General features: G+C 34.1%; 23 protein-coding genes. 16 read left to right on the top strand and 7 right to left on the bottom strand.

From position 1 onward, the window contains the following. Positions 1-807 precede the first annotated feature (807 nt). Positions 808-1,377 carry a sigma-70 family RNA polymerase sigma factor gene (locus IHV10_RS19640; protein WP_231618419.1) on the top strand — a complete coding sequence of 190 codons (570 nt, stop codon included), beginning with the start codon at positions 808-810 and terminating at the stop codon, positions 1,375-1,377. Further along, a complete protein-coding gene (locus IHV10_RS19645) occupies positions 1,367-2,383 on the top strand; it encodes a DUF4030 domain-containing protein (RefSeq protein ID WP_197133518.1) in 1,017 nt (338 codons plus the stop codon). The genes IHV10_RS19640 and IHV10_RS19645 overlap by 11 nt, the downstream gene beginning before the upstream one ends. 258 nt (positions 2,384-2,641) lie before the next feature. Here IHV10_RS19645 and IHV10_RS19650 read toward each other — a convergent pair whose 3' ends face one another. Further along, complete coding sequence (locus IHV10_RS19650) at positions 2,642-3,124, bottom strand: hypothetical protein (protein ID WP_197133521.1); 483 nt, start codon at positions 3,122-3,124, stop codon at positions 2,642-2,644. Between the two features lie 316 nt (positions 3,125-3,440). Further along, positions 3,441-3,764, bottom strand: a complete 324-nt coding sequence (locus IHV10_RS19655) for a MarR family transcriptional regulator (RefSeq protein ID WP_197133540.1) — start codon at positions 3,762-3,764, stop codon at positions 3,441-3,443. Between the two features lie 505 nt (positions 3,765-4,269). On the opposite strand from IHV10_RS19655, the gene nagZ reads away from it, so the two are divergent. The 6 genes from nagZ to IHV10_RS19685 all read left to right on the top strand — a co-directional run bounded on the left by nagZ (position 4,270) and on the right by IHV10_RS19685 (position 10,860). Continuing rightward, entirely contained in the window at positions 4,270-5,508 is a 1,239-nt protein-coding gene (nagZ, locus tag IHV10_RS19660) for a beta-N-acetylhexosaminidase (protein ID WP_197133543.1), read from the top strand. A 298-nt stretch (positions 5,509-5,806) separates the two neighbouring features. Then, a complete protein-coding gene (locus IHV10_RS19665) occupies positions 5,807-7,144 on the top strand; it encodes a spore germination protein (RefSeq protein ID WP_197133546.1) in 1,338 nt (445 codons plus the stop codon). After that, positions 7,137-8,213, top strand: a complete 1,077-nt coding sequence (locus IHV10_RS19670) for a GerAB/ArcD/ProY family transporter (protein WP_197133549.1) — start codon at positions 7,137-7,139, stop codon at positions 8,211-8,213. The genes IHV10_RS19665 and IHV10_RS19670 overlap by 8 nt, the downstream gene beginning before the upstream one ends. Further along, positions 8,200-9,270, top strand: coding sequence for a Ger(x)C family spore germination protein (locus IHV10_RS19675; protein WP_197133552.1), 1,071 nt, complete (start codon positions 8,200-8,202; stop codon positions 9,268-9,270). Before IHV10_RS19670 ends, IHV10_RS19675 begins: the two co-directional genes overlap by 14 nt. Before the next feature lie 280 nt (positions 9,271-9,550). Continuing rightward, positions 9,551-10,471 (top strand): L,D-transpeptidase, encoded by a 921-nt coding sequence (locus IHV10_RS19680; RefSeq protein ID WP_197133555.1) that lies wholly within the window; start codon positions 9,551-9,553, stop codon positions 10,469-10,471. Between the two features lie 188 nt (positions 10,472-10,659). Next, complete coding sequence (locus tag IHV10_RS19685; protein WP_197133557.1) at positions 10,660-10,860, top strand: hypothetical protein; 201 nt, start codon at positions 10,660-10,662, stop codon at positions 10,858-10,860. 514 nt (positions 10,861-11,374) lie between these two features. On the opposite strand, the gene asnB is transcribed toward IHV10_RS19685, so the two are convergent. Next, positions 11,375-13,276: an asparagine synthase (glutamine-hydrolyzing) gene (gene asnB / locus IHV10_RS19690; protein WP_197133559.1), complete on the bottom strand. Its 1,902-nt coding sequence runs from the start codon at positions 13,274-13,276 to the stop codon at positions 11,375-11,377. Between the two features lie 1,306 nt (positions 13,277-14,582). Here asnB and mntA point away from each other — a divergent pair. Both mntA and hepT read left to right on the top strand, forming a co-directional pair. After that, positions 14,583-14,990 carry a type VII toxin-antitoxin system MntA family adenylyltransferase antitoxin gene (gene mntA, locus IHV10_RS19695; RefSeq protein WP_197133706.1) on the top strand — a complete coding sequence of 136 codons (408 nt, stop codon included), beginning with the start codon at positions 14,583-14,585 and terminating at the stop codon, positions 14,988-14,990. Continuing rightward, the gene (hepT, locus tag IHV10_RS19700) at positions 14,980-15,393 is read left to right on the top strand and encodes a type VII toxin-antitoxin system HepT family RNase toxin (RefSeq protein ID WP_197133561.1); all 414 of its coding nucleotides are present in this window, start codon (positions 14,980-14,982) and stop codon (positions 15,391-15,393) included. Before mntA ends, hepT begins: the two co-directional genes overlap by 11 nt. A gap of 203 nt (positions 15,394-15,596) precedes the next feature. Here hepT and IHV10_RS23145 read toward each other — a convergent pair whose 3' ends face one another. Beyond that, positions 15,597-15,680: a putative holin-like toxin gene (locus IHV10_RS23145; RefSeq protein WP_370629682.1), complete on the bottom strand. Its 84-nt coding sequence runs from the start codon at positions 15,678-15,680 to the stop codon at positions 15,597-15,599. A gap of 98 nt (positions 15,681-15,778) precedes the next feature. Continuing rightward, positions 15,779-16,639 (bottom strand): STAS domain-containing protein, encoded by an 861-nt coding sequence (locus tag IHV10_RS19705; RefSeq protein WP_197133563.1) that lies wholly within the window; start codon positions 16,637-16,639, stop codon positions 15,779-15,781. Positions 16,640-16,809: 170 nt separating this feature from the next. Here IHV10_RS19705 and IHV10_RS19710 point away from each other — a divergent pair, with 170 nt between their 5' ends. The 5 genes from IHV10_RS19710 to IHV10_RS19730 all read left to right on the top strand — a co-directional run bounded on the left by IHV10_RS19710 (position 16,810) and on the right by IHV10_RS19730 (position 23,776). Further along, on the top strand, positions 16,810-18,276 hold the full coding sequence (locus IHV10_RS19710) for a flavin monoamine oxidase family protein (protein WP_197133565.1): 1,467 nt from the start codon (positions 16,810-16,812) through the stop codon (positions 18,274-18,276). 200 nt (positions 18,277-18,476) lie between these two features. Then, on the top strand, positions 18,477-19,985 hold the full coding sequence (locus IHV10_RS19715; protein WP_197133567.1) for a spore germination protein: 1,509 nt from the start codon (positions 18,477-18,479) through the stop codon (positions 19,983-19,985). 14 nt (positions 19,986-19,999) lie between these two features. After that, positions 20,000-21,106: a GerAB/ArcD/ProY family transporter gene (locus IHV10_RS19720; RefSeq protein ID WP_197133569.1), complete on the top strand. Its 1,107-nt coding sequence runs from the start codon at positions 20,000-20,002 to the stop codon at positions 21,104-21,106. Beyond that, positions 21,103-22,218, top strand: coding sequence for a Ger(x)C family spore germination protein (locus IHV10_RS19725; RefSeq protein WP_197133571.1), 1,116 nt, complete (start codon positions 21,103-21,105; stop codon positions 22,216-22,218). Before IHV10_RS19720 ends, IHV10_RS19725 begins: the two co-directional genes overlap by 4 nt. A gap of 1,081 nt (positions 22,219-23,299) precedes the next feature. After that, positions 23,300-23,776, top strand: coding sequence for a hypothetical protein (locus IHV10_RS19730; RefSeq protein WP_197133572.1), 477 nt, complete (start codon positions 23,300-23,302; stop codon positions 23,774-23,776). Positions 23,777-23,982: 206 nt separating this feature from the next. Here the strand turns inward: IHV10_RS19730 and IHV10_RS19735 are convergent, their stop codons facing one another. Further along, a complete protein-coding gene (locus IHV10_RS19735; protein ID WP_197133573.1) occupies positions 23,983-24,195 on the bottom strand; it encodes a helix-turn-helix domain-containing protein in 213 nt (70 codons plus the stop codon). 855 nt (positions 24,196-25,050) lie between these two features. Here IHV10_RS19735 and IHV10_RS19740 point away from each other — a divergent pair. Continuing rightward, entirely contained in the window at positions 25,051-25,512 is a 462-nt protein-coding gene (locus IHV10_RS19740; RefSeq protein ID WP_197133574.1) for a hypothetical protein, read from the top strand. A 63-nt stretch (positions 25,513-25,575) separates the two neighbouring features. Here the strand turns inward: IHV10_RS19740 and IHV10_RS19745 are convergent, their stop codons facing one another. Then, positions 25,576-26,427: an STAS domain-containing protein gene (locus IHV10_RS19745; RefSeq protein WP_197133575.1), complete on the bottom strand. Its 852-nt coding sequence runs from the start codon at positions 26,425-26,427 to the stop codon at positions 25,576-25,578. Positions 26,428-26,605 lie beyond the last annotated feature (178 nt).

Here is a 26,605-nt window from a genome sequence, read left to right on the forward strand (position 1 = left end):
TTCTAAGAGATCGGAAAAAAAAAGAAATGAGAAAAGGGGAAACTTAAGGCGAAGAGGAAAAAGAAATGAAGGTCCTTTACGGGTTCTGATATGTAAATGTGTTTGACGTATCAAATACGGATGGTGAAGAGCTTACCTCCCCCCGATGTAACAACATTGACGGGGATTGCTGCAGGAATGGAAATGTTTTGTTCTTGAAAATATCATCATTCGTGAACGTATGGGATATTATCCTAAAAAGTTAACGGAATCCTATTTTCAAACCATGGTAGAACGAACAGAAGAATCTACTAAGAAAAATATGATAATTCAGCAACCTAAACCATCAGAATTCAATTCAAAATAGTAATAAATTATTTAATGACATATGCTTATATGTTGTTGATGTTGAATTCTCATTCTGTTTGGTACTTGCTATTCTTTAAAAGAGTGTTTTTGATTTTATCAATGCGTAAATAAAATCGTATAGAAGTAGCAAAGGATTTTTGCGTTCTTCTGTAAAAATCATTTAGCCTTTATTAAAAAGGAGACACAGTTTTGCGCCATTAGAAAGTACACTTATTTGAGCGATGTTGTTTTAACAACATTTTATTTTTTCTATACTAAATGATCGCATGTGGTTGATATATACTCTTTTATCTTCTATTGATCATACTATATCCTCCTAGGAGACTAAATACTAAAAACAGCGTCACCCGGTGTCGGAATAAAGTGGCTTCTGTCTATTAATTTATATGAATCAACTTTTGAGAAACCGTCTGGTGAAAGTGTCGTCTAATAATGTATAGAAAAGGAGGGACGACGATTTTGATTAATAAAAAGAAACATCCAGCTGAAGAAAATCAGACCACATCAGAATTTGCAGATCAAGATGAACTTTCTCTTCTGATGAGAGAATACGGACAAAGAGTATTATGGCTTTCTTACTCCTATGTTAAAGACAAAAATTTGGCGGAGGATATTACCCAAGATGTGTTTCTAAACTGTTATGAAAAACTAGGAACGTTTCGTGAAGAATCATCAATCAAAACATGGATCTATCGAATCACGACGAACCGGTGTAAAGATGTGATGAAATCAAGAGTATATAAATATAAGAAAGTAACCCAGTCCTTATTCGATCAATTTGTTTCGAAAGATGATACACCAGAAGTCGTTCTAATGAGAAAGGCGGAAGAAAAAGAGCTTTCGTTAGCCGTTCTTGCATTACCTCTAAAATACAGAGAGGTCATCTTTCTATATTATTTTGAGAACTTAAAAGTTGATGAAATCAGCAAGTTATTATCAATAAATGCCAACACGGTAAAAACAAGACTGTTCCGAGGCAGAGAGCTTATCAAGCAGATGTATGAAAGAGGTGAGGAGAATGGAAGATAAATTGAAAAAGCTGAGAGGAAGTATGAAAGCTTCTATTCTCAATGACATCACATTTGATGAGACTTTAGAGCAAAAGATACACGACCGTTTAAAAAAGCGAACCATTAAAAAGAAAAACCAATTCCTCTATACAATGAGTGCAGCTGTTTTACTGTTTGCTTTATTTATCGGTTCAGCCTTCGTTTCACCTGCAATGGCAAAAGTGGCATCTAAACTTCCTTACTTAGGACAGTTCTTTGAAACAAAAGACATCGTTATGGTCATGCATGAAGACTTCGTAGATAAAGGGTATAAGGTCGCGAGTGTAGGTGTTTCATATCAAGGAAAGAAAGAAGTATTGATCGTGATAGATGGGTCTTCTTCCTATTTTGACAAGGTAAAAGGTGGTGTGGAATCAACAGCATCAGAGCTTTTGAAGAGTAGAGATTATGATGCTTATTCGGTTGTGGTATCAAAATATGAAAATGATAAGGATGAAACAACTCCAGAACAGGAAGAGAGATTCAAGAAAGAAAGTGAGCTGTTTACAGCTCTTGATGGTGTATATAAAAAATACCAACTGACGGGGCTTAGTCTTAACTCTGTTAAAAAAGTGGTAGAAGTCGAGATACCTGATACAAATACAAAAATGTCTGAAATTGAGCAACAAGTTCAAAGTGTGATAAGAACAAAGACAAATAAGATATACACTGTAAAATTCAAAAAAGTAAATATGAAAAAAAGAGACCAAGATAGAAGATGGGCAGAAATTCTAGGCTTGGTCGGAGATGAGTTGATGGGGAAAAAAGTGTATAAGGTTACCGGATTAGGGTACTCCGTATATCCATCGCCAGAGATTATCTTCAAGACTTCTTTAAAAGAATCTGTTCCTGAAGCGGAAAATCATGCAAAAGAACTGGAGAAAGTTATTGAAGAGTTTCTGAAAACAGAAAAAATGCAAGCGAAAGTAAAAGGAGATTCATACAAGATAACAATTCGAAGTGAAGACTATAAGAAAATTAATTAGTTTTGAAATGGAGTTTAATTGTTACACAATATTATTCAATTTAGCAGCATCGTTCTTTTGGAAAGATGTTAATCAAGCCATCAAAGACATCATTAACATATATGTTAATGATGTCTTTGATGTATAATTTATTTATTTATAAACACATAAAATTACCATGTGACCGACTTCAGAGGGAACTTATTAAAAAGAGCTCTGATTTAAAACAGAGTCTCTAAAATAGTAAGATTCATTCAGTTACAGTAAATTAAATGCCCCCTACTTATTTAATGGGAATTCAGCAACTTCTTTAAGACCATCGAAAATAATAACCGTACTGTCCGTAGCATATTCTCTTACTTTTACTAAGTCAGTATTTTTTTTAATTTCGTATTCTACACTAAATAACACCTTTTTTTGCGTCCTTAGATCACCATTAGAAGACCCTCCAACTGGATTCAACTTAAATGTTGAAGATTTCGGGAATCTGCTCATTACTGAAGATAGTTTTTTTCCCGGAATAACTGCAATCTCCATGGAAGGCTGAGGATAGTAATGTCCACGGAATTCTGGATGTTTTAAACCTTTGGATGATGGCGTGTTATTAGTGATTAGAAAATCATACCTTAACACGTTGGGGATACTTAAAACATTGATTTCAGACTTTAAGATCTTATACTTATTTTCAGATGCATCTACTTTTATCCAAGTAGTATGAACAACAATAGTAATTATACATATAAAAAAAATCAGTTTTTTCATAGGTCCTCCTAAAATGAATAATCGTTATAGAATAACCTAGTTAAGTTTCTCTTAGCATCTTATGGAAGTTTATTTCTAATGATTTTCATTGTGAAATCATTGTATCCGGCTCTTTCCACCAAACATAGCTGCCATAAAAAAATAACCCACCCTGCTGGCCGCTGGTGATAGGTTACTGTTTCGTATCTTCTATTTATTTAAACCACCGCATTACTTACACAAGAGTCGTAATAAGGGTATCGGTAGGTGGCCTATGCTCTCTTTTATACTGTTCTATCTAATTCAATTATAAACCATTTTTCTATTTAAAGAATGTTTATTTTGGATAGAATCTGGTTGAAAAAATCCTTTCTTCTAATGTTATTATATCTTCTCTTTCCTTCATGATATTTTCAGTCTTTTTCTTAAGCCATATAGCTTTTTCTATACCTAATTCTGACAAGTTTATGCTTACACTTCTCCGATCAAGCGGGTTGTACTTTCTTTGTATTAATTCTTTCTTTATTAGTTTAACACTGAGAGCAGATATAGATGGTTGCCTGACATTCATTTTTAGTGCTATTTCAGTAACAGTCATGTTTTTATAAGTTAACACCGGTTTACCTAATACATCTTCTTCTACAAAGTTAGAATAGTTCAACCCACTTTATTGATTCCTTTGTGGTTCAATTTAAAGATATAAGTAATGCGTTTACATATATCGAATAACAAATTGATACGCCTATAATGCCTATGTTAAAAAGATGTCTTATATTCACGACAACCAGCACTATCAGTCAAATAAGTTAATTAGGAATTTTTCAGGAAGGTCATTGTTCTCTTCGTTTCTAACAAGAAATCGAATCATTTAACCCAAGGGCACAAAACATCTCAACAGATTGGAACAAAATATCCTTCGTCAACAAAATTACAGGAGCCCTCTCTCAATACTCTTCAGCACTTACAGAAATCACTTATTTTTTTTGTAATACATTCCATAAAACTTGGAATACTTGAACTATATGAGTATGGCTTAACCGAGTTTAATTTCACCCTTTATAAAAATGATTATGATGCACAAACTCGTTAAAAGTCGTACCAAATAGATATCTTTGTGTGTGAAGGCTTGAACAAATTCATATAAACTTCTAAGGAGACCAAACATCATGAAAAAGTCAATATATTATAGTTTAACCATAATCGTGGCATTGTTGTTAAATGGATGTGGTTTACAAAACAATCCTAATCAGGAGGGTAAACATCCTTTAAAACAAACAAATAGTTCTGAACCTCTTCATGTAAAACAAGAAAGTAGAACTGACCCTATAAAAGAACAAATAAAACACATGACGTTAGAAGAAAAAATAGGTCAAATGATTGTTAGTGGTATTGAAGGAACATCAATGACAACCAATACAAAAGAACTTATTAACAAGTACAAAGTTGGTGGTGTAATTCTATTTCGTCCTAATGTTAGTAGTGCAAACCAATTGGTTACATTTACAAATAATCTAAAGAGGCAAAATAAATTAAACAAAGTGCCATTGTTTGTATCTGTGGATCAAGAGGGAGGCAGAGTGAATCGGATGCCGCTTTCTGTAATCAATACTCCTAAAGGAAGAGAAATAGGAAGAATAAACAGAGAAAAGTATAGCTATGGTATTGGCAATGTTATTGCGAAAGAGCTTAGACTGTTCGGATTCAATGTGGATTTTGCACCGGTTTTGGATATTCAAAGTAACAAATACAATACAGTAATAGGCGACCGTTCATTTGGTTCCGATTCTTCTATTGTTTCACGCCTAGGAATTAGTATGATGAAGGGTATTCACGACGGAAATGTAATACCTGTTGTAAAACATTTTCCTGGACATGGCGACACTTCAACGGATTCTCATTTAGATTTACCTGTGGTCAAACATGATATGTCAAGACTCAAGAAAGTCGAGTTAGTGCCTTTCAATAAGGCGATTCAAAACAATGCTGATATGATTATGGTTGCACATATACTTGTAAAGAATCTCGATAAGAACTATCCTGCTTCAATGTCCAAAGCAGTTATGAGTGATTTACTAAGAAAACAAATGGGGTACAAAGGAGTCGTTATAAGTGATGATATGACAATGGGTGCGATTATGAAGCATTACTCGTTAAAAAAGGCTGTGGTCCGGTCTGTTCAGTCAGGTAACGATATTATCTTAATCGGTCATGGGAAACAACACACAATAACAGCAATTAACGCACTAAAACAAGCTGTAGGAAATCACCAACTTTCAGAAAATACAATTGATCAAAGTGTTTACCGGATACTATCTTTAAAAAATAAATATAAGTTACAAGATAAAAGTACCCCTTTTGTTGATGTCCCAAGACTAAACGCAAATATAAGAGCTGCCATAAAATAAATTTGCACCGTAAAAAGAGGAAACCCTTTAACTTTAGTTTACCCACAATAGTTATACTTGCTGTCTAATAATAAATTAGATGGCATTTTTCATTTATAACCTCGTCTCTTCATCGGGTATCGTAAACCGTAAAAAATACGCATTAAGTTCATTCCCCTGCTACCCCTAACATCACCCCATTTTTTGCAAATCAATGAAGGATCATTTACCACTGTAGAAATAACACATACATTTTGAATATAAATATGTGTTATTGGAAACAATTGAAACCATTAGATTAGTTATATGAGGGATGAGTGTGACTCAAAAGTTAAATGAAATAAAAAACTCTTTTATAAATACGAACGATTTTTTTGAAATCAAACTGGAAATTGAAGGTGTTCAGTTAATTTTTCTAGGGCTTCGAAGCTTAATTGATGTTGGGAAAACGACCATCGATTTTAAGAGCCAATTTCTAACACAAGGACTATGCAGAGACGACTTTATTAAGAGCTTAAAAGACAGTGCTACTTTGGAAAATTCAGAAAGTAACTATGCTTCAAAGGTTTTGGGTGGTAAGCTCATTGTTTGGTTTATGTTAGACACAGAATACGTAATCGTTACAGAGTCATCACCAAAAACATTAACCAGAAATATTGAACAGCCCACGAATGAAAATGTTCTTCAAGGAACACTATCCTCTTTCATTGAGGATATCAATATAAATATAGGATTGATCCGTAAACAGATTGTTACGGAAGATTTACATGTTCGGAGCTTTACTGTAGGGAAGAAGCAGAGCAGAATGATCTCACTGCTATATGTTAATGGACAGGTATCAAACGATTTGCTTCACAGAGCAATAGACCAAATAAATAAAAATAAAGAACGTATAGTTCAAAACATGCAAGATGTAAACCGGATAATAAGTATCTCACCATGGAGTCTAGTGACACAATATAAAACCACAGAAGTAACACATGAAGCAGCAAAAGCGATATCGCAAGGAAAGCTTGTTTTATTTGTGGATCAAATACCTTTTGCATTTATTCTACCTAGTGTGTTATGGGATATGTTTGCAAATGAAAATGATAATAACTATACATATCCCTTGATGATCGCCATCAGATCGCTTCGTGTCATTGGCTTTTTGTTAACTCTGATCGTACCTGGCTTGTATGTAGCCCTTGTTTCTGTTAATCCCGAGGTGCTCAGAATAGAACTCGCATTATCAATAGCTCAAAGCAGAGAAGGAGTACCTTACCCCGCAATAGTAGAATTAATTATTATGCTTGTTATTTTAGAGTTAATCATTGAAGCAAGTGTAAGATTGCCAAAAAGTGTTGGGCCAACCATAACAATGGTTGGGGGTATTATTCTGGGACAAGCTGCCGTAGAAGCACAATTGGTGAGTAATTTACTGATTATCATTCTAGCTGCTACGACTATTGCAAACTCTACAATCATCGGATTTCAAAATTCTCTTTCTATTCGGCTATTTAAATATATGATCATCATACTCGCTTCAATATTCGGGGTGTTAGGGATAATGGCTGGGCTTTTTCTCGTATGTCTATACTTTTCCAGCATTTCCACGCTGGGTATTCCATTTGTTAACACAAACTTATCGAAAGAGAGATATGTTGAAAATGAATAAAAGTTTAAATATTGTTTTAACATTCATTTTAACTCATTTAGGTCTCATCTACTTCTTATACCCAGGGAACATTATTGCGAGTACGAGTGAAGCTCATTGGATTCCAATTGCAATTGGGCTAGTAGTACATTTGACACTTATGATCATATTCTTTAAAGGACTCAGTTTTTTCCCCCAAAAAAACTTGATTGACATCTTACGTTTAGCTGGAAAAAGAGTTGCTTTTATCATATTAAGCACTGTCATCATATCAATTATCTGTGCAATCATTGTTGCTTTGGTTTCAGGAACCGAGGTCGTAACGATTGTTCTTCTTTCCAATACTCCCCAATGGACGGTAGCACTATTACTACTTTCTTTATCGAGCTATTTATCATTCTTTTCATATGAAGCTATCTTTCGCACAGGGTTTTTGGTTGCTCTTCTTTTCTTACCGCTCATCCTGATTATTACTTTTGTTTCGTTTCAAAACGCAGATTGGTATTATCTGTTTCCACTTGTTAATAAGGATTTCACTTTTTTTTCAAAAAACACTTATTTAAGTAGTTTTTATCCTGTTTTTGGTGGTTTCTTATACTTAGGCTTTATACAATCCCATATTTATTATGATAAGAGAAAAATTATCTATGCAACACTCATTATTGCACCGTTTTTCTTTATTGCCGTTTATGGACCATTGTTAACATTTGGGCAAGCGACTGCGTCTCGGTATCTATATCCCTTCATTGCAACTACAGATACAGTAAATTTGAACTGGCTCGTATTTGACAGGGTTACTATTTTTTTCCTAGCCTGTCTTTTTGTTTTTCTCATGCTTTTTATTTCAATAGGGATTCGAATGATTATCCAAGTCACAAGCCATTATCTACCTAGATTTCCCACATTGTATACCATTTTTATTATTAATGTCGTAATCCATCTATCGTGTACTTTTTTTAGAGATTGGAATAACGTGATTCATTTTTATAAATGGGCTTCTTACTTAGGTCTTTTAGTGGTTGTTACAGTCACTACCTTTATTTACTTTATAGGAATAAATAATAGGAGATACAGCCATGACGAAGTTTAAGAAAAAGTTAATTATTCTTTTATTGTTACTACCATGTCTGAGTGGTTGTTGGGATAATAAGGATATCAACCATAGAATTATGCCATTGGTTTTGGGAGTTTCGAGAGAGGGGCAGGAGCTTAAAGTCATCTTACAAATTCCTAAACCCGCTAAAGACGTTACTGAGACTTCTTTGGTGATTGGAAGAGGTGAAACGGTTAACCAAGCAGTTGAAAACATTAGTCAAAACATGGAGAGCGAGATAGACTTACTGCATGTGAAAGTTATACTCGTTGAAAAGCAATTGGCAGAAGAGGGGTTAAAGGATCTAATCGGAGGGTTTATCAGGTCACGAGATATCTCTCCTAAATCCATTATTGCTATAACTGAAACAAAAATAGAAGATATCTTTGAAAAAGTAAAAGATGATAATACGACAGAAGGGTCACTCTTACTTGATCATTTCGAAAAAAATTCAGGTTGGAATCCTCAGATAGCTTTAACAAGAATATGGGAAGTATATAGAAGTATCCATTCCTACACAAGAGATGTAGCTATTCCCCTTATTAAAGTTGGAAAGTCAACGTTTATTGAACAAATAGGGTCTGCAGTTATAAAAAATGGAAAGATGGTAGGGAAGATAAGTCCAGAGCAAACATTAATATTTAATGTGATTAAAGGGGAGAGCGCACGAGGGAAAATAGAAGTTTTTAATGAGGGAAGCGTCCTTATATTGCAAAGCCATACAAAACAAAAGAGTCAATTTTCAAACGGAGTTCCTTCTTTGCGCTATACGATAAACCTGGATGTGATGATATTAGAAACTAAAAATAATCCAACAACAAAAGATATCGAAAAAGGAGTAGAGATCCTTGTTACCAACGGCTTTGATACCATGTTCAAAAAGTTAAAAAATGAAAGAGCAGACATAATAGGATTTGGTCAATATTTTCGTTACCATATCCCTAGAGAAGAACTCAAGCAGTGGCGATCAAAGTACTTTACTGATTTACAAGTAAGCTTTAATGTAAAAGTAAATATATCTAATAAAGGATATCTGAAATTCCCTTCTAATTAATTTAATTGAAAGAAGTTTACTCTGTATGGGAGGACTCTTAAAGGACTTTTAAGGTCCTTTTTAATTTGTATATTATTTAATAATCTTAGCTTATTTCAATAATATGTTAACTGACTTAAAAATTACTGGCATTTACATCGCTTAATATCCAGCATTCAATTATGATTCCAGGTACCCAAAAGTATCCATTAGACATAACAGTTTTTGTAAATTATGATAAAAACGTAATTTACTTTACTATGTTAAGTAAATTCGCATACCATATAAAGGGGTCATAATTATGAAAGGAAAACGTTTATATTTTTTATTAGCTTTCTCCTTACTCATTAATTGTATTTTTGTTCCTTCAGTAGTTAATGCCACAGATTCAAAACATGTTAGTAAGAATCGACTAATTTTAATCAATACCTCTACAAACGATTTATTCTTTCTAAATGGGAGTGTTGTAAAACACTTTAAAGTAGCAACGGGATCTTATAAAACTCCTACTCCTGTAGGTTCGTTCAGAATAGTAAATAAAATTAAAAACAGGCCATATTACAAATTAAACATTCCTGGAGGTTCTCCAAACAATCCATTAGGTAACCGTTGGTTGGGTCTTGATGTTGGAGGTACCAATGGAACAACTTACGCCATTCACGGGAACAACAATGAAAGTCAAATTGGAAAAAGTGTATCTCATGGCTGTATTCGAATGCATAATCGAGATATTCAATGGCTTTATGATCATGTTGAAGAAGATATGAACGTAGTCATAAACCGTTCAACTTCTAAAACGAGATTATTGGCTAAAGAAAACGGATATCAGCTGGATACTGAAAAGCATCATTCAATTAAAGCAACACCAAGTCCTACTCCTCTTCCAAATCTAGAAATGTATACGGGACACTTAATTATTATTAACAAATACGCACATTCTATAGCCTATTTTAATGAGTCAAGACTATCACATATTTATTATGAATTAGAGTCGAATCAAATACCCGATGGTAGATATATTACTCACTTGAAAAATGATAGAGAATATGAGCTTACCGGATTTGTTCACAAGAACCTGGAAATTTACCACTCAACCGTCGGGTCTATCAATACCCCACTCTTAAATGAAAATTACGAAGGTTCACCCGTAATCGTAGTTAACAGGAATGATTCATTCAAATTAATTACGCAAAATTATCATTATAATATGTTGGTTTTTTGAGATTTTAGCTGTTGCAGATCCCTGCAGCAGCTTCTTTAAATTCCCAAAAAAATTTGAAAAAAATAGCTAAATCCTATACGTTTTACTTTGTATTATTTAGTATGTACAAGCACTTTCTCATTCATCGCATAAAATATGAGAGTCGAAGTATACTTCGATATCTTAAGGGGGGCTATTTATGCGTTGGAATGAACATTCTTCAAGTAACCATTGTTGCGGTTGCCATATCAAAGATAATTGTAAACATCATGATTGTGGCTGTAACAAAAAAGACGATACTAAACATCACAAATGCGACTGCTATGAAAAAAGAAATAAGTGTGACAAGTGTAGTTGGAAGAAGCATCGAAATGATAATGAATGGCGAAGACGTTGCAGAAATAGGTTAGAAAGAGTTCAAGTAATTTCAAAAGTTAACAATTGTGATTCAAAACATAATTTGTATAATGGGACTGGCCATGAACAAGGAGACTGTAACCACAAAAAGAGAAAGAAAAGATAATCTGCTCGTATAAATGAAGAATTTTCAGAAAATATAAAGCCATGAAGGTGCCTATTTAGGTACCTTCATGGCTTTATTTAATAGAAATCTGTGCTACGCACTTGACCTTATTCCTTTCAATAATAAAAGTTAATAGTCTTTAAATGAAAGGTGTAAGTACGCGATACTCGTAAACATGTTTGTCATTGCAAGAACCGTTCTGCAAAGGATGTAACTTGAGGTTTTAAAATTAAAAATAACCGCCACAAGTTAGGCTCCTAACCAGATTTCTCTCATAAATAGCCGCTGTTATTTATTTAAGACCCTCTGCAATTTAACTACATAAATCATCAGTATACATAGAGGCATGTTTTCATCTAACTTACAAATAAAGAGGAGATTATAGACAGCTCCTTGGTTATTTAAGTATAAAAGACTGGTTTGTCTGTTTCTAATGCTGTAGTTTGAAAAGTATATTTGTCTTCAACGAATATTTGGTGCCAGATCATGAAGGTCAGTATGGTCCATAGCTTCCGGCTGTTATCACGCAATCCTTCCTGATGTTCTTGTAATAGATTAAGTACTATACTCTTATTAAATAAATAATCAGTTTCGCTTTGCTCAATTAATTCAGTTGCCCAAACTAACCACTCATTACGCAACCAATGACGTATGGGTACCGGAAAGCCTAGCTTTCTATTGTAGAGCACAGAGTTTGGTACGATTCCTTCCATCGCCTTGCGAAGCGCATACTTAGTTGTTTTTGCCGTAACGGTCTGTGAAGGATGTAACCGGGATGCCACATTAAATACTTCTTTGTCTAGAAAAGGAACACGAAGTTCCAGAGAGTGGGCCATCGTCATTTTATCTGCCTTGACTAGAATATCTCCGCGTAACCATGTGTGCATGTCGATGTATTGCATTTTATGAACATCATCATAATGCTGTGAATTTTCATAAATAGACTTCGTCACATTCTTAAACGACCACTCCTGGTTATAATCATTGAGAATTTTTTCCTTTTCATTTTCAAGAAAAATCTTTGCATTCCCTATATATCGCTCTTCAATATCCATCGCTCCTCTCTCGAGAAAACTTTTACCTTTCATTGCATGAGGAAGAACGCTCGCAATTCTTGGAAGTACTTTTCTGAAAGTAGGAGGAAGAGAACGAAAATACCTTAATGAGCGAGGTTCATTATAGATTGTATAGCCACCAAACAGCTCGTCCGCTCCTTCCCCCGATAGAACAACAGTCACATGCTTTCTTGCTTCTCTTGCCAAAAAATAGAGAGGAACAGCTGCAGGATCAGCGACAGGTTCATCCAAATGCCATATAATCTTTGGAAGTTCCTGAAGAAATTCCTCCGGTTGAATGACGTAGTGTATATTTTCTACATTTAATTCTGCTGCGGTAGTTTTGGCAACATTGATCTCACTAAATCCTTCTCTTTCAAATCCAACAGTAAAGGTTTTGAGTGCATCGTGATGCTCTTTTGCAAGAGCAACGATGCTTGAGGAATCGATACCGCCTGACAAAAATGCTCCGACTGGAACATCACTTCTCATATGGAAACCCACCGACTCTCTCAAGACGTTACGTATTTCTTCAATAGAGGTGTTTAGATCTTGAAGTCTTGGTTTAAAATGCGGCTTCCAATACGAATTGATCTCTAGTTTCTGACCAATTTTTTTCTTAAAATAATGTCCCGGTTCTAAGCGCTTGATCTTTTCAGAGAGCGTATGGGGTTCCGGTACAAACTGAAACGTAAGGTAATGGTGCACACTTTCATGGTCGAGCTTTCCGCCATCAGATGCCAATAGAATGCTCTTTTTTTCAGAGGCACAGTAGAAATGGTCGTGATCATCTAGATAGAAAAAGGGTTTAATACCAAAATGGTCCCTTGCTCCGAAGAGTTCTTGTTCCTTTTTATCCCAGATAACAAAACTATACATTCCTCTTAGGTCATCCAAAGCCTGTTCACGTTTATAACTGTAAAGAGCGATGAGCACTTCAGTATCTGACTCTGTTTGGAAGGTATAGCCTAAGGCTTGCAATTGTTTTCTGATTTCAAAGAAGTTGTATATTTCTCCATTAAAAACCATCCAATACCGGTCATCTTCATAACCAAAGGGTTGTTTTCCACTTTCAATATCAATGATGCTCAGTCTTCTGAAACCTATTAGCACATGATTATCGATATAGTAGCCTGTATCATCGGGACCTCGATGCGAGATAATATTTGTCATCTCCTTGAATACTTCAATATTTTGTTCAAAAGTGTTCAGTGGAGAATGACTGAAGACACTAATAAATCCGCACATTTTATCACACTTTCCTTATGATTAAGATAATTCTGCTATATTGCATATAACATAATACCTATATACACCAATTTTTATTGTATTTAGGAGTCTAAATCCCTAATAAGTATAAAAATTTCGAAAATTTTAGTCAACTGGAAATGTTGTCCTTATACTAATGGCTATTATTCTGTTAAGAGGCAAGGCATTTTAGAGGGGAGAAGATATCTATTTGAATTTTCAATTAACATTTTTTTCATGAACATAACTATGGTTGAATCGTAATTTTAAGTTATTTTGTAATTCTTATAAGTATCTCTTAAGTTAGTAATATTCAAAGTACTTAGGAATGAAATTAAAAACATCGAATTAGTTATTGTTTTTATTTTGATATTTTTCCGCAAGTAGTAGGAGCTTATCCTCAAATTTGAGCAGAAAGAGGGCATATGCAAACATAAAAAGCATTTTACTCCACATTTGAATACCAGTTTCATATAAATGGAGTAGGGGATTCATTAATTTTAATCCATTAATAATACCAATTATTATCGAGCAAATTATATTAAATTTTATTGTTAATTTAAGTAATTGAATAATGGTTATCTTCTCCTTGTAGCATAGGACAAAATTTTTCTTATTTTGTATGCATGTTTTTATCATTAATTTCCATTTCGGAAGAATTATATTCGTTCATAGTAGTGAGGATAGTTGTATTAAATGCTAAAGTGTCATTTTGTTTGGCTAGTTCTATTTCTCAAATCTTTAGGGAGCGTTGTTATATGCCGCTCATCGACTTAAACAACGGTCCGCCACTACAAGAGTTTATAGTACTGGAATTACAGCACAATGATTTATGAGATGGTGCACTCTACCTGGCTGAATGTTAGTGTAACGAAAAACGATTGTCACTAAACACTTCGCTTTCGTTGATGAAAACTATTCAAAAGAGGAGATTGTTGTTGAGATGGGAGCGGCAATATGCGTAGTACATGGTTTTTATAGCACGATTTTAATCTCAGAGATTTATTTTGAGAGTTGGCTAAGACAACCACTTTGCCGTCCATACTGCATCACAAGCACAGTAAAGGGTCATTATAATATTGGAACGGAGATAGAGAAAGTGAATAAAGCTTTTACAGGATTTTTTTACGCATAGGTAAAAATGTTGTTTGTTCTTCGAGCCTGCAAAAGGAGATAAATAGAGATGCTCTTTAAAAATTAGGTGAAGGCAATAGTTTAGTTAAAGATTATTCATGTTATACTTTTGTATAAGAAATTGTTTATTGAAATTGACTTATGCTGTATTATGGTTTCCTTGGAGGTGTTGATTGTGGAACGGAAAATAGAGCAACAAGTTATTACTTTTTTAAGGGAAAAGCTAGATCCTTATCTAATTGTTGTATTCGGTTCCACGGCTAAAGGTACGGAGCGAGTAGACAGTGATCTTGATCTTGCGTATTTAAGCAATCATAAATTAGAGAAGTACGATCGGTTCATGGTAAGCCAAGAACTCGCAGCTTTGGTTAATAAAGATGTTGACTTAGTGGATTTGAATCAAGTCTCTACGGTTTTCGCAGCTCAAATTATACAATCAGGTAAAACCATACTATGCATAGATGATAAACGTAGGATGGAATACGAGATGAAGACGTTAAAAATGTATGCGAAACTAAACGAAGAACGAGAAATCGTGATGAAAAGAATTGAAGAGAGTGGATCTATCTATGAAAAATGATGTGATTTTGAATAAGATTAGCATCATCGAACGATGTTTAAAACGAATCAATGAAGAGTATGATAACAATCCATTGAATTTAGAGAATTTTACGAAACAAGATTCAATCATCTTAAATATCCAACGAGCTTGTGAAGCGGCGATTGATTTGGGCATGCATGTGGTCGCAGAGAAGAAACTAGGTATTCCACAAACAAGTCGCGAGACGTTTGATCTTCTTCAAAAGAATAACATCATTACAATGGATTTATGTAAAGGACTAAAGGCTATGGTTGGTTTTCGCAATATCGCTGTTCATGACTATCAGGAAGTGAATCTTGAAATTGTCCAGAAAATCATTGAGAAGCATTTGATTGACTTTATGCTGTATACAGAACAAATTCTTTCCTACAAGCATGTTTAGTGTGTGACTAACTTGAAAATGACTTAAATAAATTATATAATAATTATGATAGAACTTGCATTTGCACATACTATAAAAAGAACCCTGATGCGACAACATCAGAGTTCAGCAGTTACACCGCAAGAAGAGCGGTGGCTCATATCGACTATATATTAAAAAAGTAACCTACCCTTCTAATTTTCGTCTGGCCAGACGCAGGGTGGTTACTTTTTTGTGTTGGTGATGATTATTACAACTAATGTTGCGAATGCGATCATTAAAGTTAATGTCTCGTAAGTTGTCATCATCGGCTACACCCCCTTTCTATCGGGGATGCCACCGCCACCCTGCTTATGTAACTGTATGATTATTATAACACAATATGTTCTTTTAGTTAGGGATTGGTTCAGTTCGAGGTTGAACCCAAAAGCCCATTCTGTGTTTTATTTTGTATAGAGCGAAACGCAAGGTGAAGACTTGAATACGTTGAAATATTCCTGAAGTTTATTCCTAACTGAACGATAGTTTGAGCTATTTCTGCCCGTATACCTGATAAACATACCGTTATTCCTACCAGGTTCAATGCTTCAATTACTTTAAAGATTTGATCTGCCACCATCGTATCAATGATAGGAACACCGGATAAATCAATGATTACGTGCTCAAGTCCATATTTAATACTTTGCTGCAAAGATTTTTCCATTAACTCATGAGCTCTTTTCGTATCTAAGTCACCAACGAGTGGGATGACACCAATCGTCTCAGTAATCTTAATTACAGGTATGGATAGTTCTAAGGAAGTTGCTTCAGCAGCTCCTATTCGTATAGCATACATCTCAGCATACGACATACTTAACCAATGAACAGCTCGGTCCACTACTGAATCAAATCTAGTTATGACTTCGTAAAAAAATTCAATTGAAAAATCTTGTGCTATAGCCTCATTTTTAATCATTTCCCCAATAGTATTTCTATAAAAACGCACCTCTTCGATTGCGATGTCGAGAGGAATAGAAAGCTCAACTAGTAAGTTTACAGTATCGTTTCCCCACTCTTTTAAGTTTTCGTAAGAAACGTCCAAATCATCTGAAATAGCTTCAGCATAGATTTTTATGAGTTTGATGCGCCACGAGAGAAGTTTTTCATTATTTGTATCAGTATAAACATTTGCATCAGCAGAAAATCGCTGATCCGCTAGTTGTTCTATTTGATGAAGAACGCCTTCACTAATTTGCTTTGTTAGTTTATTCTGTAAAGATGTGTTCAAGTTTTTTATATCCCCCTCGGTTAGATTATACGCCTATTTATTTTATCACAGATTAGTAATTAAACTGTTCATTAATCAAGAGATGAATATGTTTTAGTTATATATTTGAGGTTAGGCTTCTTCTAAGGCATTATCTGTATACATATCCTTATAGGGGAGGGATTATAGAGATGAGGGAGTATAGAGAAGAACTGAAATATCCAGAAGACATGCTTTTAATCATTAGAAACGGTCTAATAAATCAGGCAAACAACCCTAAGACAATATTAATCGTTGGTTCGGGAATGACGGGTTTAGTTGCAGGTTCCCTATTAAAACATGCGGGTCATAATGTGATTATTCTTGAAGCCGATCAAAGGATAGGTGGAAGAATATATACGGTTAGACAGCCGTTTACCTCAGGCAATTATATGGATTTCGGAGCGATGAGAATTCCTAACAACCATTTGTTGGTTATGGAGTATATACGATTATTTAATCTCACTTATAACTCTTTTTTAAACTCGACACCTGATGATCTTATCTTTGTAAATAACATCCTGACGAGTAGAAAAGCTTACGATGATGATCCGAGAATTTTGCGTTTTCCAGTAGAAGATAGCGAAAAAGATAAAACAGCAACTGAGCTTTTTATTGAAGCAACAAAACCATTTATTGATTTGTATAAAAGTAGTTCCCCCGAAGAGAAAAAGTTGCTGGAAAGAAAATACGAAACGTATAGCATTGATGAATTTTTGCAGAACAATCCTTTTGGTAGGCCACTATCTCAAAATGCGATCAGAAGCATAGCTGTCATGTTAGGGATTGAAGGTTTCCCTCAATTTTCTGCAGTCGATATACTCACGGATATTGCATATCCTATCTTTAGCAACGAGGTAGAATTTAATGAAATACAAGGTGGGAACGATAGACTTCCCTATGCATTTCTCCCATATCTTAATCAAGAGATCAGATTAAACCAAAGGGTAGAGACCATCCATCAATCAGAGTATGGAGTTACGATACAAACTAGAGATCCGAACACCAATCGTTCTTTTCAATATTATGGAGATTACGCACTTGTTACAGTTCCGTTTTCGGTACTACAGACCATTGATCTTAAACCTTATGATTCTATCTCTTTTAAAAAATGGCAAGTTATTCGAGAACTGGTTAATGTACCTGCTGTTAAAATTGGCATAGAGTTCCGAACGAAATTTTGGGAAGTAAACAAAGTAGGGAATGCTGTATCTGACCTAACAAGTAGATTTACATATGTTCCGAGTCATGATGTGGGTAAAGCAGGTCCTGGCGTACTGGTGGCTAGTTATTCATGGGGGCAAGACGCACTTCTTTGGAGTTCTATGCCGCCAAAAGAAAAGACGCGAATCCTACTAAAGGATCTTGCAAAAATCTATGGTGATGTTGTGTATACTGAGTATATTCAGGACGTTTCGTTTGATTGGAGTTTAAATCCCTACTCTGCTGGATGTTTTACACTTTTCACGCCGGGTCAAGATCAAAAATTTGCGGAGATCATGCGTCAACCCGAAGGGAGAATTCATTTTGGAGGTGAACACACCTCTTCTTTTCACGGTTGGATTGAGGGTGCTGTGGAATCGGGTATTCGTACAGCTTATGAAATTAATAATCGATGACGATAATGTGATCATTGAAAGAGGCAGGGATTTATCCCTGCCTCTTACTATTTGCTAACCACAGGGTTACGGTCACATATTATTGAATTCGGTACTAAGAAGTGGACGGTGCAAATTTAGGTTATCACTCACCATGGTACACAAATCAAAACCTGTATATTTTTAACTTTTGTGTTGAAACTAAATGCAGAGGTGAGGTTGTGTTTAAAAAGAGAAGGACCACGAAAGTTGACCCTAACGATTCCATCCGTTCAGTTGAAAATGAATCGTGCGATGATATTCCAGTTGAAGCTGCGCAATTATTATCATTAGTGCAAAAGAAACTACACCACACATCAGATCTCAAAGTGATAACACTATTAAATATAACGTTGTTCTACATAGAGAACCAAGTAGATGATCATGAATTTAATCGAAACATAATAGGTAGGTTAAAAAGAGAAGAGTATTCCACATCAAAACAAATCATTCATGACATAGCCGTTCATGATGTAGAAAAATCACCCGACTTTGAACATGCTATTATCATGGTGCTTAAAGGGAGTGTTGGAATCCATGTGCAGGGTGCTAAAGAAATAATTCTTGCAAAAATACCTCTGAATAACCACCGTTCCCTTAGTAAACCTGAAAACGAATCTCAAGTTATAGGTCCTCAAGTAGGTTTTAATGAAAGCCTTTCAACAAACGTTTCTATAATTAGAAGGACACTGGTAACTCCCGATTTAAAAAATGAGTTATTCATTATTGGCAAAAGAACGCATACTGCCGTTTCAGTTCTATATATAGAAGGACTTGCTTCAAAAGATCATGTATCAAGATTAAATGAAAAAATATCATCCATTCAACTCGATGGCTTACTTGATAGTGCAGTTTTAAATCAGTTAATAAACGATAATGCTCTTTCAATTTTCCCTCAAATGCTATTAACTGAAAGACCAGATCGTATATGTGATGGCCTTCTAAATGGTAAAATCGCCGTCTTAGTAGATGGGAGTACAATGGCAATTCTTTGTCCACTGTCTTTTATTGAGTTTTTTGAGAGTCGTGAAGATTATAACGTTCGTTGGCCGATCGCAACGTTCATACGGTTGTTACGTTTTATCGCTATGCTTCTATCCGTATTTTTTACGGCACTATATGTCGCAGCTCTCACTTTTCATTATGAAGTCATTCCACAAGCTTTATTAGTTCCTCTAGGAGAATCAAGGTCTAGGGTTCCTTTCCCACCATTATTTGAAGCTTTGTTGCTTGAATTTATAATCGAACTTCTTAGAGAAGCAGGTGCTAGATTACCTACCAAAGTGGGACAGACCATGGGTATCGTTGGCGGTATTGTAATTGGTACAGCAGCTGTTCAAGCCGGTTTTACGAGTAATATCCTGATAATTATCGTTGCATTAGGTGCTCTAGCATCATTTACAACTCCAAGTTATACGATGGGTAGTCTTATCCGAATCATACGCTTTCCAATTCTATTCTTAGCAGGATTTTGGGGTTTTTATGGTATCATGTTTAGTTTTTGCATCATTTTAATTCATTTGTTAAGACTATCAACTCTTGGAAGTCCGTATATGGCGCCTTTCTATCCTCCCCGATTTAGAGATTGGGCTGACAGTATCGTGCGGCTACCATTTACAAACACGTTTAAGAGACCAACTTTATCAAGACCACAGGACAAAACAAAATACAAACCGGATGAAGTAAATTAAAGGTGGGTTGAGTTATGGAAGTACTTCAAAGAATAAAACCAAACAATATGGTCAATGCGTTTATGGTGTTCTTTGTTGTCCATGCTACCCAGATTGGAGTAGGCCTTCAAGGTTTTCAGCGTATCATCTACCAAGATGCACAACAAGATGCATGGATTTCTGTATTAATATCTGGTTTTGGTACCAATATTCTTGTTTATGTGATAATCAAAACCTTAGAGCTGTATGATTCTTCAGATATTTATGGTATACATCATGATGTATACGGAGTACTACTAGGTAAGCTGTTTAACGTTGTTTATATCTTTTACTCACTTCTTAGTTTTTTTGTGGTGCTACGAAACTACATAGAGGTCATCCAGGCCTGGATCTTTCCTGAGTTGCCGCTATGGTTTCTATCTTTTTCCATGCTCTTGCTTGTGATCTATGGAATCACTTCTGGTGTACGAAGTATTATCGGTATCTCCTTCTTTAGTGTAACTCTTTCGCTTTGGCTACTCCTCTTCTTAATGTATCCTTTGCAGTATGCAAGATGGGATCAAATGCTGCCTTTATTAGAGGCAGATATCGCATCCTTATTAAAAGGGGCTTTTAATATGACATTCACGGTGTTGGGGTTTGAAATTCTATACACCATCTATCCTTTCTTAAAAGAAAAGGAAAAAGTACAAAGGTTTGCTCAATATGGGTTACTATTTACTACATTAATTTATACAACCCTTATGATTGTAGCAATTGTTTATTTTAGCGGGACACAACTAGAGAGAACTGTCTGGGCAACATTATCCTTGTTTAAAGTTGTACACCTGCCTTTTATTGAGCGTTTTGAGTACGTGGCGATCACATTTTGGATGTTAATCATTCTACCTAATCTCATCTTCTATATGTGGTCTGCATGCCAAGGAATCAAACGGATGTTTCAAATAAAAGAGGAAAAAAGCATTTGGTTATTATCTGTAATTGTTATGATTGGAGTGCAACTTATCGTTACGCGAAATCAAGTGAACATGCTTAACGATTACTTTGCAAAATGCGCTTTTTATGTTGTATTTTGTTATCCGTTTTTATTATATGGTATTGCTTGGGTTAAGAAAAAAATTAGTTCAAGGAGCAAGTCATGAAATTGAAACGTTCTATACCTCTAATCATTACATTAATTTGTACTTTATTACTTACTAGTTGTTCAGATAAGAAGATACTTGAAGACATAGGATTAATTACTACTGTGGGATATGACTTAGTTGGTAAGAAAAAAATAAGTTCTACCATGGTGATCTTACAGATTGATCCTGAAGCAGCTAGAAATATTGACGTCATATCAAGTGAAGCTCTTACTAGTAAAGGCGGAAGGATAAACGGAAATTTAGAAACCTCAAAAGTTTTAGAATCTGGACAGCTTCGTGTCGCTTTGTATAACGATAAAATTGCAAAAAGGGGAATTAGACCATATGCAGATACACTTGCTAGAGATCCTTCTATTAGTGATCTTACTTATCTTGCAATAGTGGAAGGTTCCACGAAATCTCTTTTGGAACACCAATATGAAAATATGCCTGATGTTGGACAGCATTTATATAATCAAATTCAGCAATTAACAGATAAGGAGCAAATTTCTAACGCCACACTTCAAGAAGTACAACAAAGTTATTACTCGGATGGTATTGATCCTATTTTACCTCTGGTTAAACGTGAGGGCGAGCATATTCGTATTTCTGGCAATGCTATCATGAGAAACGATAAGATGGTTGGTAAATTAACAGCAGAAGAGAGTTTTTTTGTGAAGTTAATACGAGACGAGTATCGTGCTGGCAGTATTGAATTAACTTTTGAAATGAAAGATGAAAAACAAAAAAAACATAAAATAACAACTGTTATTGATACGATCAAAAGTTCACGAAAACTTAATCTTGTTGAGAAGAATGATCCTAGGTTCTATCTTGACCTTAAAATACAAGGCCGGTTATTGGAATTACAGGGTGAAATAGATCTGATTAATCCACAAAATGTAGAAGCTTTAGAGAAAGCGATTAGTCAAAAGATGAAGAAAGAAGCTCAATATGTTATTTCCTATTGTCAAGAACGAAACTCAGATGTTTTTGGTTTTGGTGAAGTGTACAGAAGCTCTGTTAGACATTCAAATTTGTCAAAAAGAGAATGGCATCAAAAATATAGAAAGATTACCTATGATATGGAGGTGGATTTTTCACTTATAAGAACGGGTATTACAGAATAACTTCTATGCAATCTACCTGCAGAAAGCTTATTTAAGTTATGTCTTCTGTATTTATAATTGCACATTTGATTAATAAAAGTATGATTTTTATCCCGGAAAATCGTTAAGTAATATCAGGAAATTAACTACTTTAGAGGTTGCGTCAGGAAAATACGAGATTACAACGCCATGGAAATTGAAAAACCCGATGACCTTAATGGATCAAAGAGAACTGGGCTTTGGTTTAATTACAAAGCATTCTAAAACTATATATAGCGTATATCAAAATAATTTACGTTTTTATACGTCTGCTTAAAATTTGAAGAATCATCTTAAAAAGAGATTACGCGTAATTTTATTCGCCATGTGTTAAATTTTCGGTTACATGATGGAATTATCTGAGGAAATGAATATATTCGAGTTTAAAGATTTTTGCTGAGGAATCATTGTTTTAAAGAAGATTCAACAAAGCCGATAATGCTCGACAGATTGCATCCTCCTGTATAAACAATATGTGTTCAGGTATGTCACGGAATACTTCTTCAATTCTCCCTTTTTAATAAAATTTCGATATTGCACTTCACGCTTGCGCAGCGTGATGATATAAATTGGAGTGTTGTCCTTTTAATTCATCTAAAACAAGTCAGAAATATATGCTGTAAGTAATACGGACTTCACCTTGCTCAGTTATTACAATCTAAGATTGGAATTTGTCTTTGCTTATGAGATTTATAAGATTCAAGTTTTTAACATTAGTGAAGGGGAGGAGCGAATATTCGAAATTAGTTTTCATTTTACTTGGACAATCAATGTAAAGTTTATTAAAGATCTAGAGACGAGTAGGGATCTTTTTTAGTACTAATTATCTATTGCTTTTGTATACTTTCATTAGGATTAATAAAATAGACCTATTAGCGGATTACTCTTTTCGCTGTAAGCATTATGTATCATAACCTTTCAAAGCAGCTGTATCTAGACCTATCTGGAGTAACGTTTATTTCGTGTAGCTTAGGGGAAAACATGGTGCTACAAACCAATTATTGGTATGATGTAACTATAATTTGGTACTAATTACTTACTAACATGTGATATGGAGGCTAATATGAGTGAACAAAAACAGATTGAATTAAAGAATGTGTTAAAAAAAATGATACGGTCTTATGCAGCAGAACATGGAGAAATGATCTTTAAAGTAGTAAAAGTAAAGGATCAATACTTATTTAGTGCTGCTAACACCAAACTCCTACAAGCAATAAATCTTAACGAGAAGGATGTAGTGGGAAGTTCAATCTATAACGGCAGACTTCCTGCAGAAGATATGAAATACGCATATGATATAGCATTTAATGGGCAAGAAATTTTTTATTATTTCTTTCCACCGTTAGCATCTGATATTTTTTTAGTGGTTTATTGTGAACCTATTTTTTTAAATGGAAGTGTTGTAGAAATTAAAGGACATTGCGCTTCATTAAAGAATGAAAGTGACGGTATAATTGGAGAATTGCTGCATTATTATAAACCCTTTAAACTTATAAATCCCTTACCTAAAGAAGACAAAGGAGAAATTAAAGATAAATAGGTGAAACTTGAAAAACGATAAGCTTCTTAAAGATTGAGTTTCAAAATATTGTTCAACAAAATTAATTATTTATCTTTAGTGAGGGTTAAATTCCTATTTAGGCTGGATAAAAGAAACTGTAAGGAACAAGGAGGGAACTGGAAAACTAATCTGTGCGAATTAGTATACATTACTAAAAATACTGAATGAATCCTTCTGAACTCATATTACTCTGTAAACTCTACGATATCTCCAGGGTTACAATTAAACGTTTGACAAAGCATGGCTATAACTTTTAGGCTAATAAATTCGTTCTTGTTAATTTTTAGTAGTGCGTTTGAACTTACATAAACTCTGAGATCTGTTAGATTCATAGAATGATGTTCTAACAAATTCCATAGTCCATTATAATTTGGCTTTAACTTTAGATTCTGAGACACAATAACACACCTCTAGTAATTTATTTGATGGATAACAGTATATATTAGTGAGTAAAAGGGTTATACACATTCTCATTATTCCGGTTAAAAATATTTAATTTTTCAATTCTACATTTTAATTAAGACAACTTATATGGATATTTCGAATTATATGTTTTTGTTAATATATATGTTATGTATGATGTATAATATCATAACTTTAAGATGAGTAGAGTTTTAACGTAATTCAGGCTAACTTTATACCAGCTTATTATTCTTGAAGTGAATAAATTTATTAGTATAAAAAGATGGATTTTTCTAACCTTTAAGGCTTTAGTAATAGGTTATTCAAGTAGAAAATCTCACTATGATTTATTTTTTGAAAGGACTCTTATTTAAAAAACAACAAATTCAGACACTACTGATATTTGTTTTTTTAATAAATGTACTACTGATTCGACCTGTAACATACTGTAACATATTTAAATTTTCTCTTGGCTAATACTTGTTTACTGATTGAGGCTATAAACATATTAATTGCGTTAATATCAAGCTTAGGTTCTTTACTCATGCTCACCTCCCCTTAATATACTTGAATATACTACTAGTACATCATAATAATAGTTCTTTAACAACAAGCCTGATTAATATGCTTACTTTGATGTAAGTAGAATATTTATCATACTTCTTATATGAAAATTCTAAGTAAGAAAGTAACCCATTTAATGAAAATAAGGTGAATTTTGTTCGTAAGGTTATAGAAATTACAACAATCATATTAATAATCACAAAATGTAAAATATTGAAAATATTAAGTCCGAAAATTGTGATGTATAATATAAGTATGAACATATTCTCGAATAATTAGGTGGTTTAATGGAAAGAAAAGTAGAGTTAAATTCAATTATAAAAAAATTAATCATCAAGTACGAACAAAACCATATTAAATCGACAGTGGTTTTTTATAAGGTTGGGGAAAGTTATATTTTTAAAGATATAAACCAAGAACTTCTTGAAGAACTCGGGCTTAAGAAGGGTGAGATTATTGGTGAAAAATTAAATTTCTTTGATGTCAATCAAAAATTTGTGGAGAAACTAAAAAAACTATATGACACAGCTTGGGGAGGGAAAGAAGTAATTTATTTCTGCGACTCTCTCGTACATTACGATTCTATTTTGGTTATTTTTCTAGAACCACATCAAGAGGGCGGACAAGTTAACGAAGTTATTGGACATGGTGTTCCTATTAAGAAAAAGGATTTACAGCAAATATTAGAAATGCCATCAGCTATTGAAATTTTTGAAGGAATTACAATTTTTCCTAAGTGGAAGTTGTAAAATGAATTTAAAATGTTAAGACTTCATAACCCTTCAAGGATGTGAAGTCTTTTTTCAATACTATTATATTTTTAAAGTTCTTCCATATCCCAAAATTTCTAGTGCTTGTTTTAATGAGGCCATTGTTTGAATTCCTGACATTTCTGATTCAAATGATAAAGCTGTAAGAGCGATATCAGGACGAACTCCAGTTAAAATAGTTTTTACACCCAGTAGCCTTAATGAATCAATGAGCATAAACAGGTGTCTTAAAACTTCTGGGGTTAGAGAGGTTACTCCGGATATATCAATTATCAAAAAGGATAGCTTTTCCTTTATACACTTTTTCAGTGTTATCTCTCTTAAAATATCGGCTCGATCATCATCAATTTCACCAATTAATGGTAGCACGCCTAAGTTATGAAAAAGAGGTACTACAGGGACAGACAAATCAGTGATTCTTTTCTTTTGTTGTTGGTTTATTTCGTTATAGTTTTTTACGTAAGTCTCATTAAATGTATGAGTAGCAAGGTCTATATTTATATCCATTTTTTTTATAACCGCTAACAAGGCATTTATAGAGAGCTCTTCACTATTAACATCTTTAGAGATTAAATCTAACATCGCTCTTCGTATAAATGGAAGTGGCTGCATTGCAATATCAAGAGATTGACCGTACTCGACTGCGAAAAGAGCTGTCTTTTTTGCCCATTCCATTAATACTAACTCTGCCTTCTCATCTTCCATACTTAGTGATTCGCCAAGTAGTTTTATGAAACTCACTATATAAGAATAAGATTTTTGTTTATCATATGGTTGGTGAAAGACTGTAGGATATCTTGAGGATCGTTCTTCTAAAACACGATGTGAGATTGTTTCCGCTTGCATAATAAGAGCTTGTCCGATTTTAGTAAAAGAATTAGAGCTATTCAACATCTTTTATTTCCTCCAATGTAAAAGATTTAGTAACAACTTGTGAAATTATTGATTTTGATGCAATTAGCTCTTGAATTATAAAAACGAGTGTATTAAGTCTTGATTAATTATAATGCTTTTATATTGAAAATTCTATAAAAGACAGGTTTTGAACTTTTTGGTAATTCTTATCATTTAA

The organism is Fictibacillus sp. 5RED26, assembly GCF_015903895.1.
In the GTDB taxonomy this organism is placed as follows: Bacteria; Bacillota; Bacilli; order Bacillales; family Fictibacillaceae; genus Fictibacillus; species Fictibacillus phosphorivorans.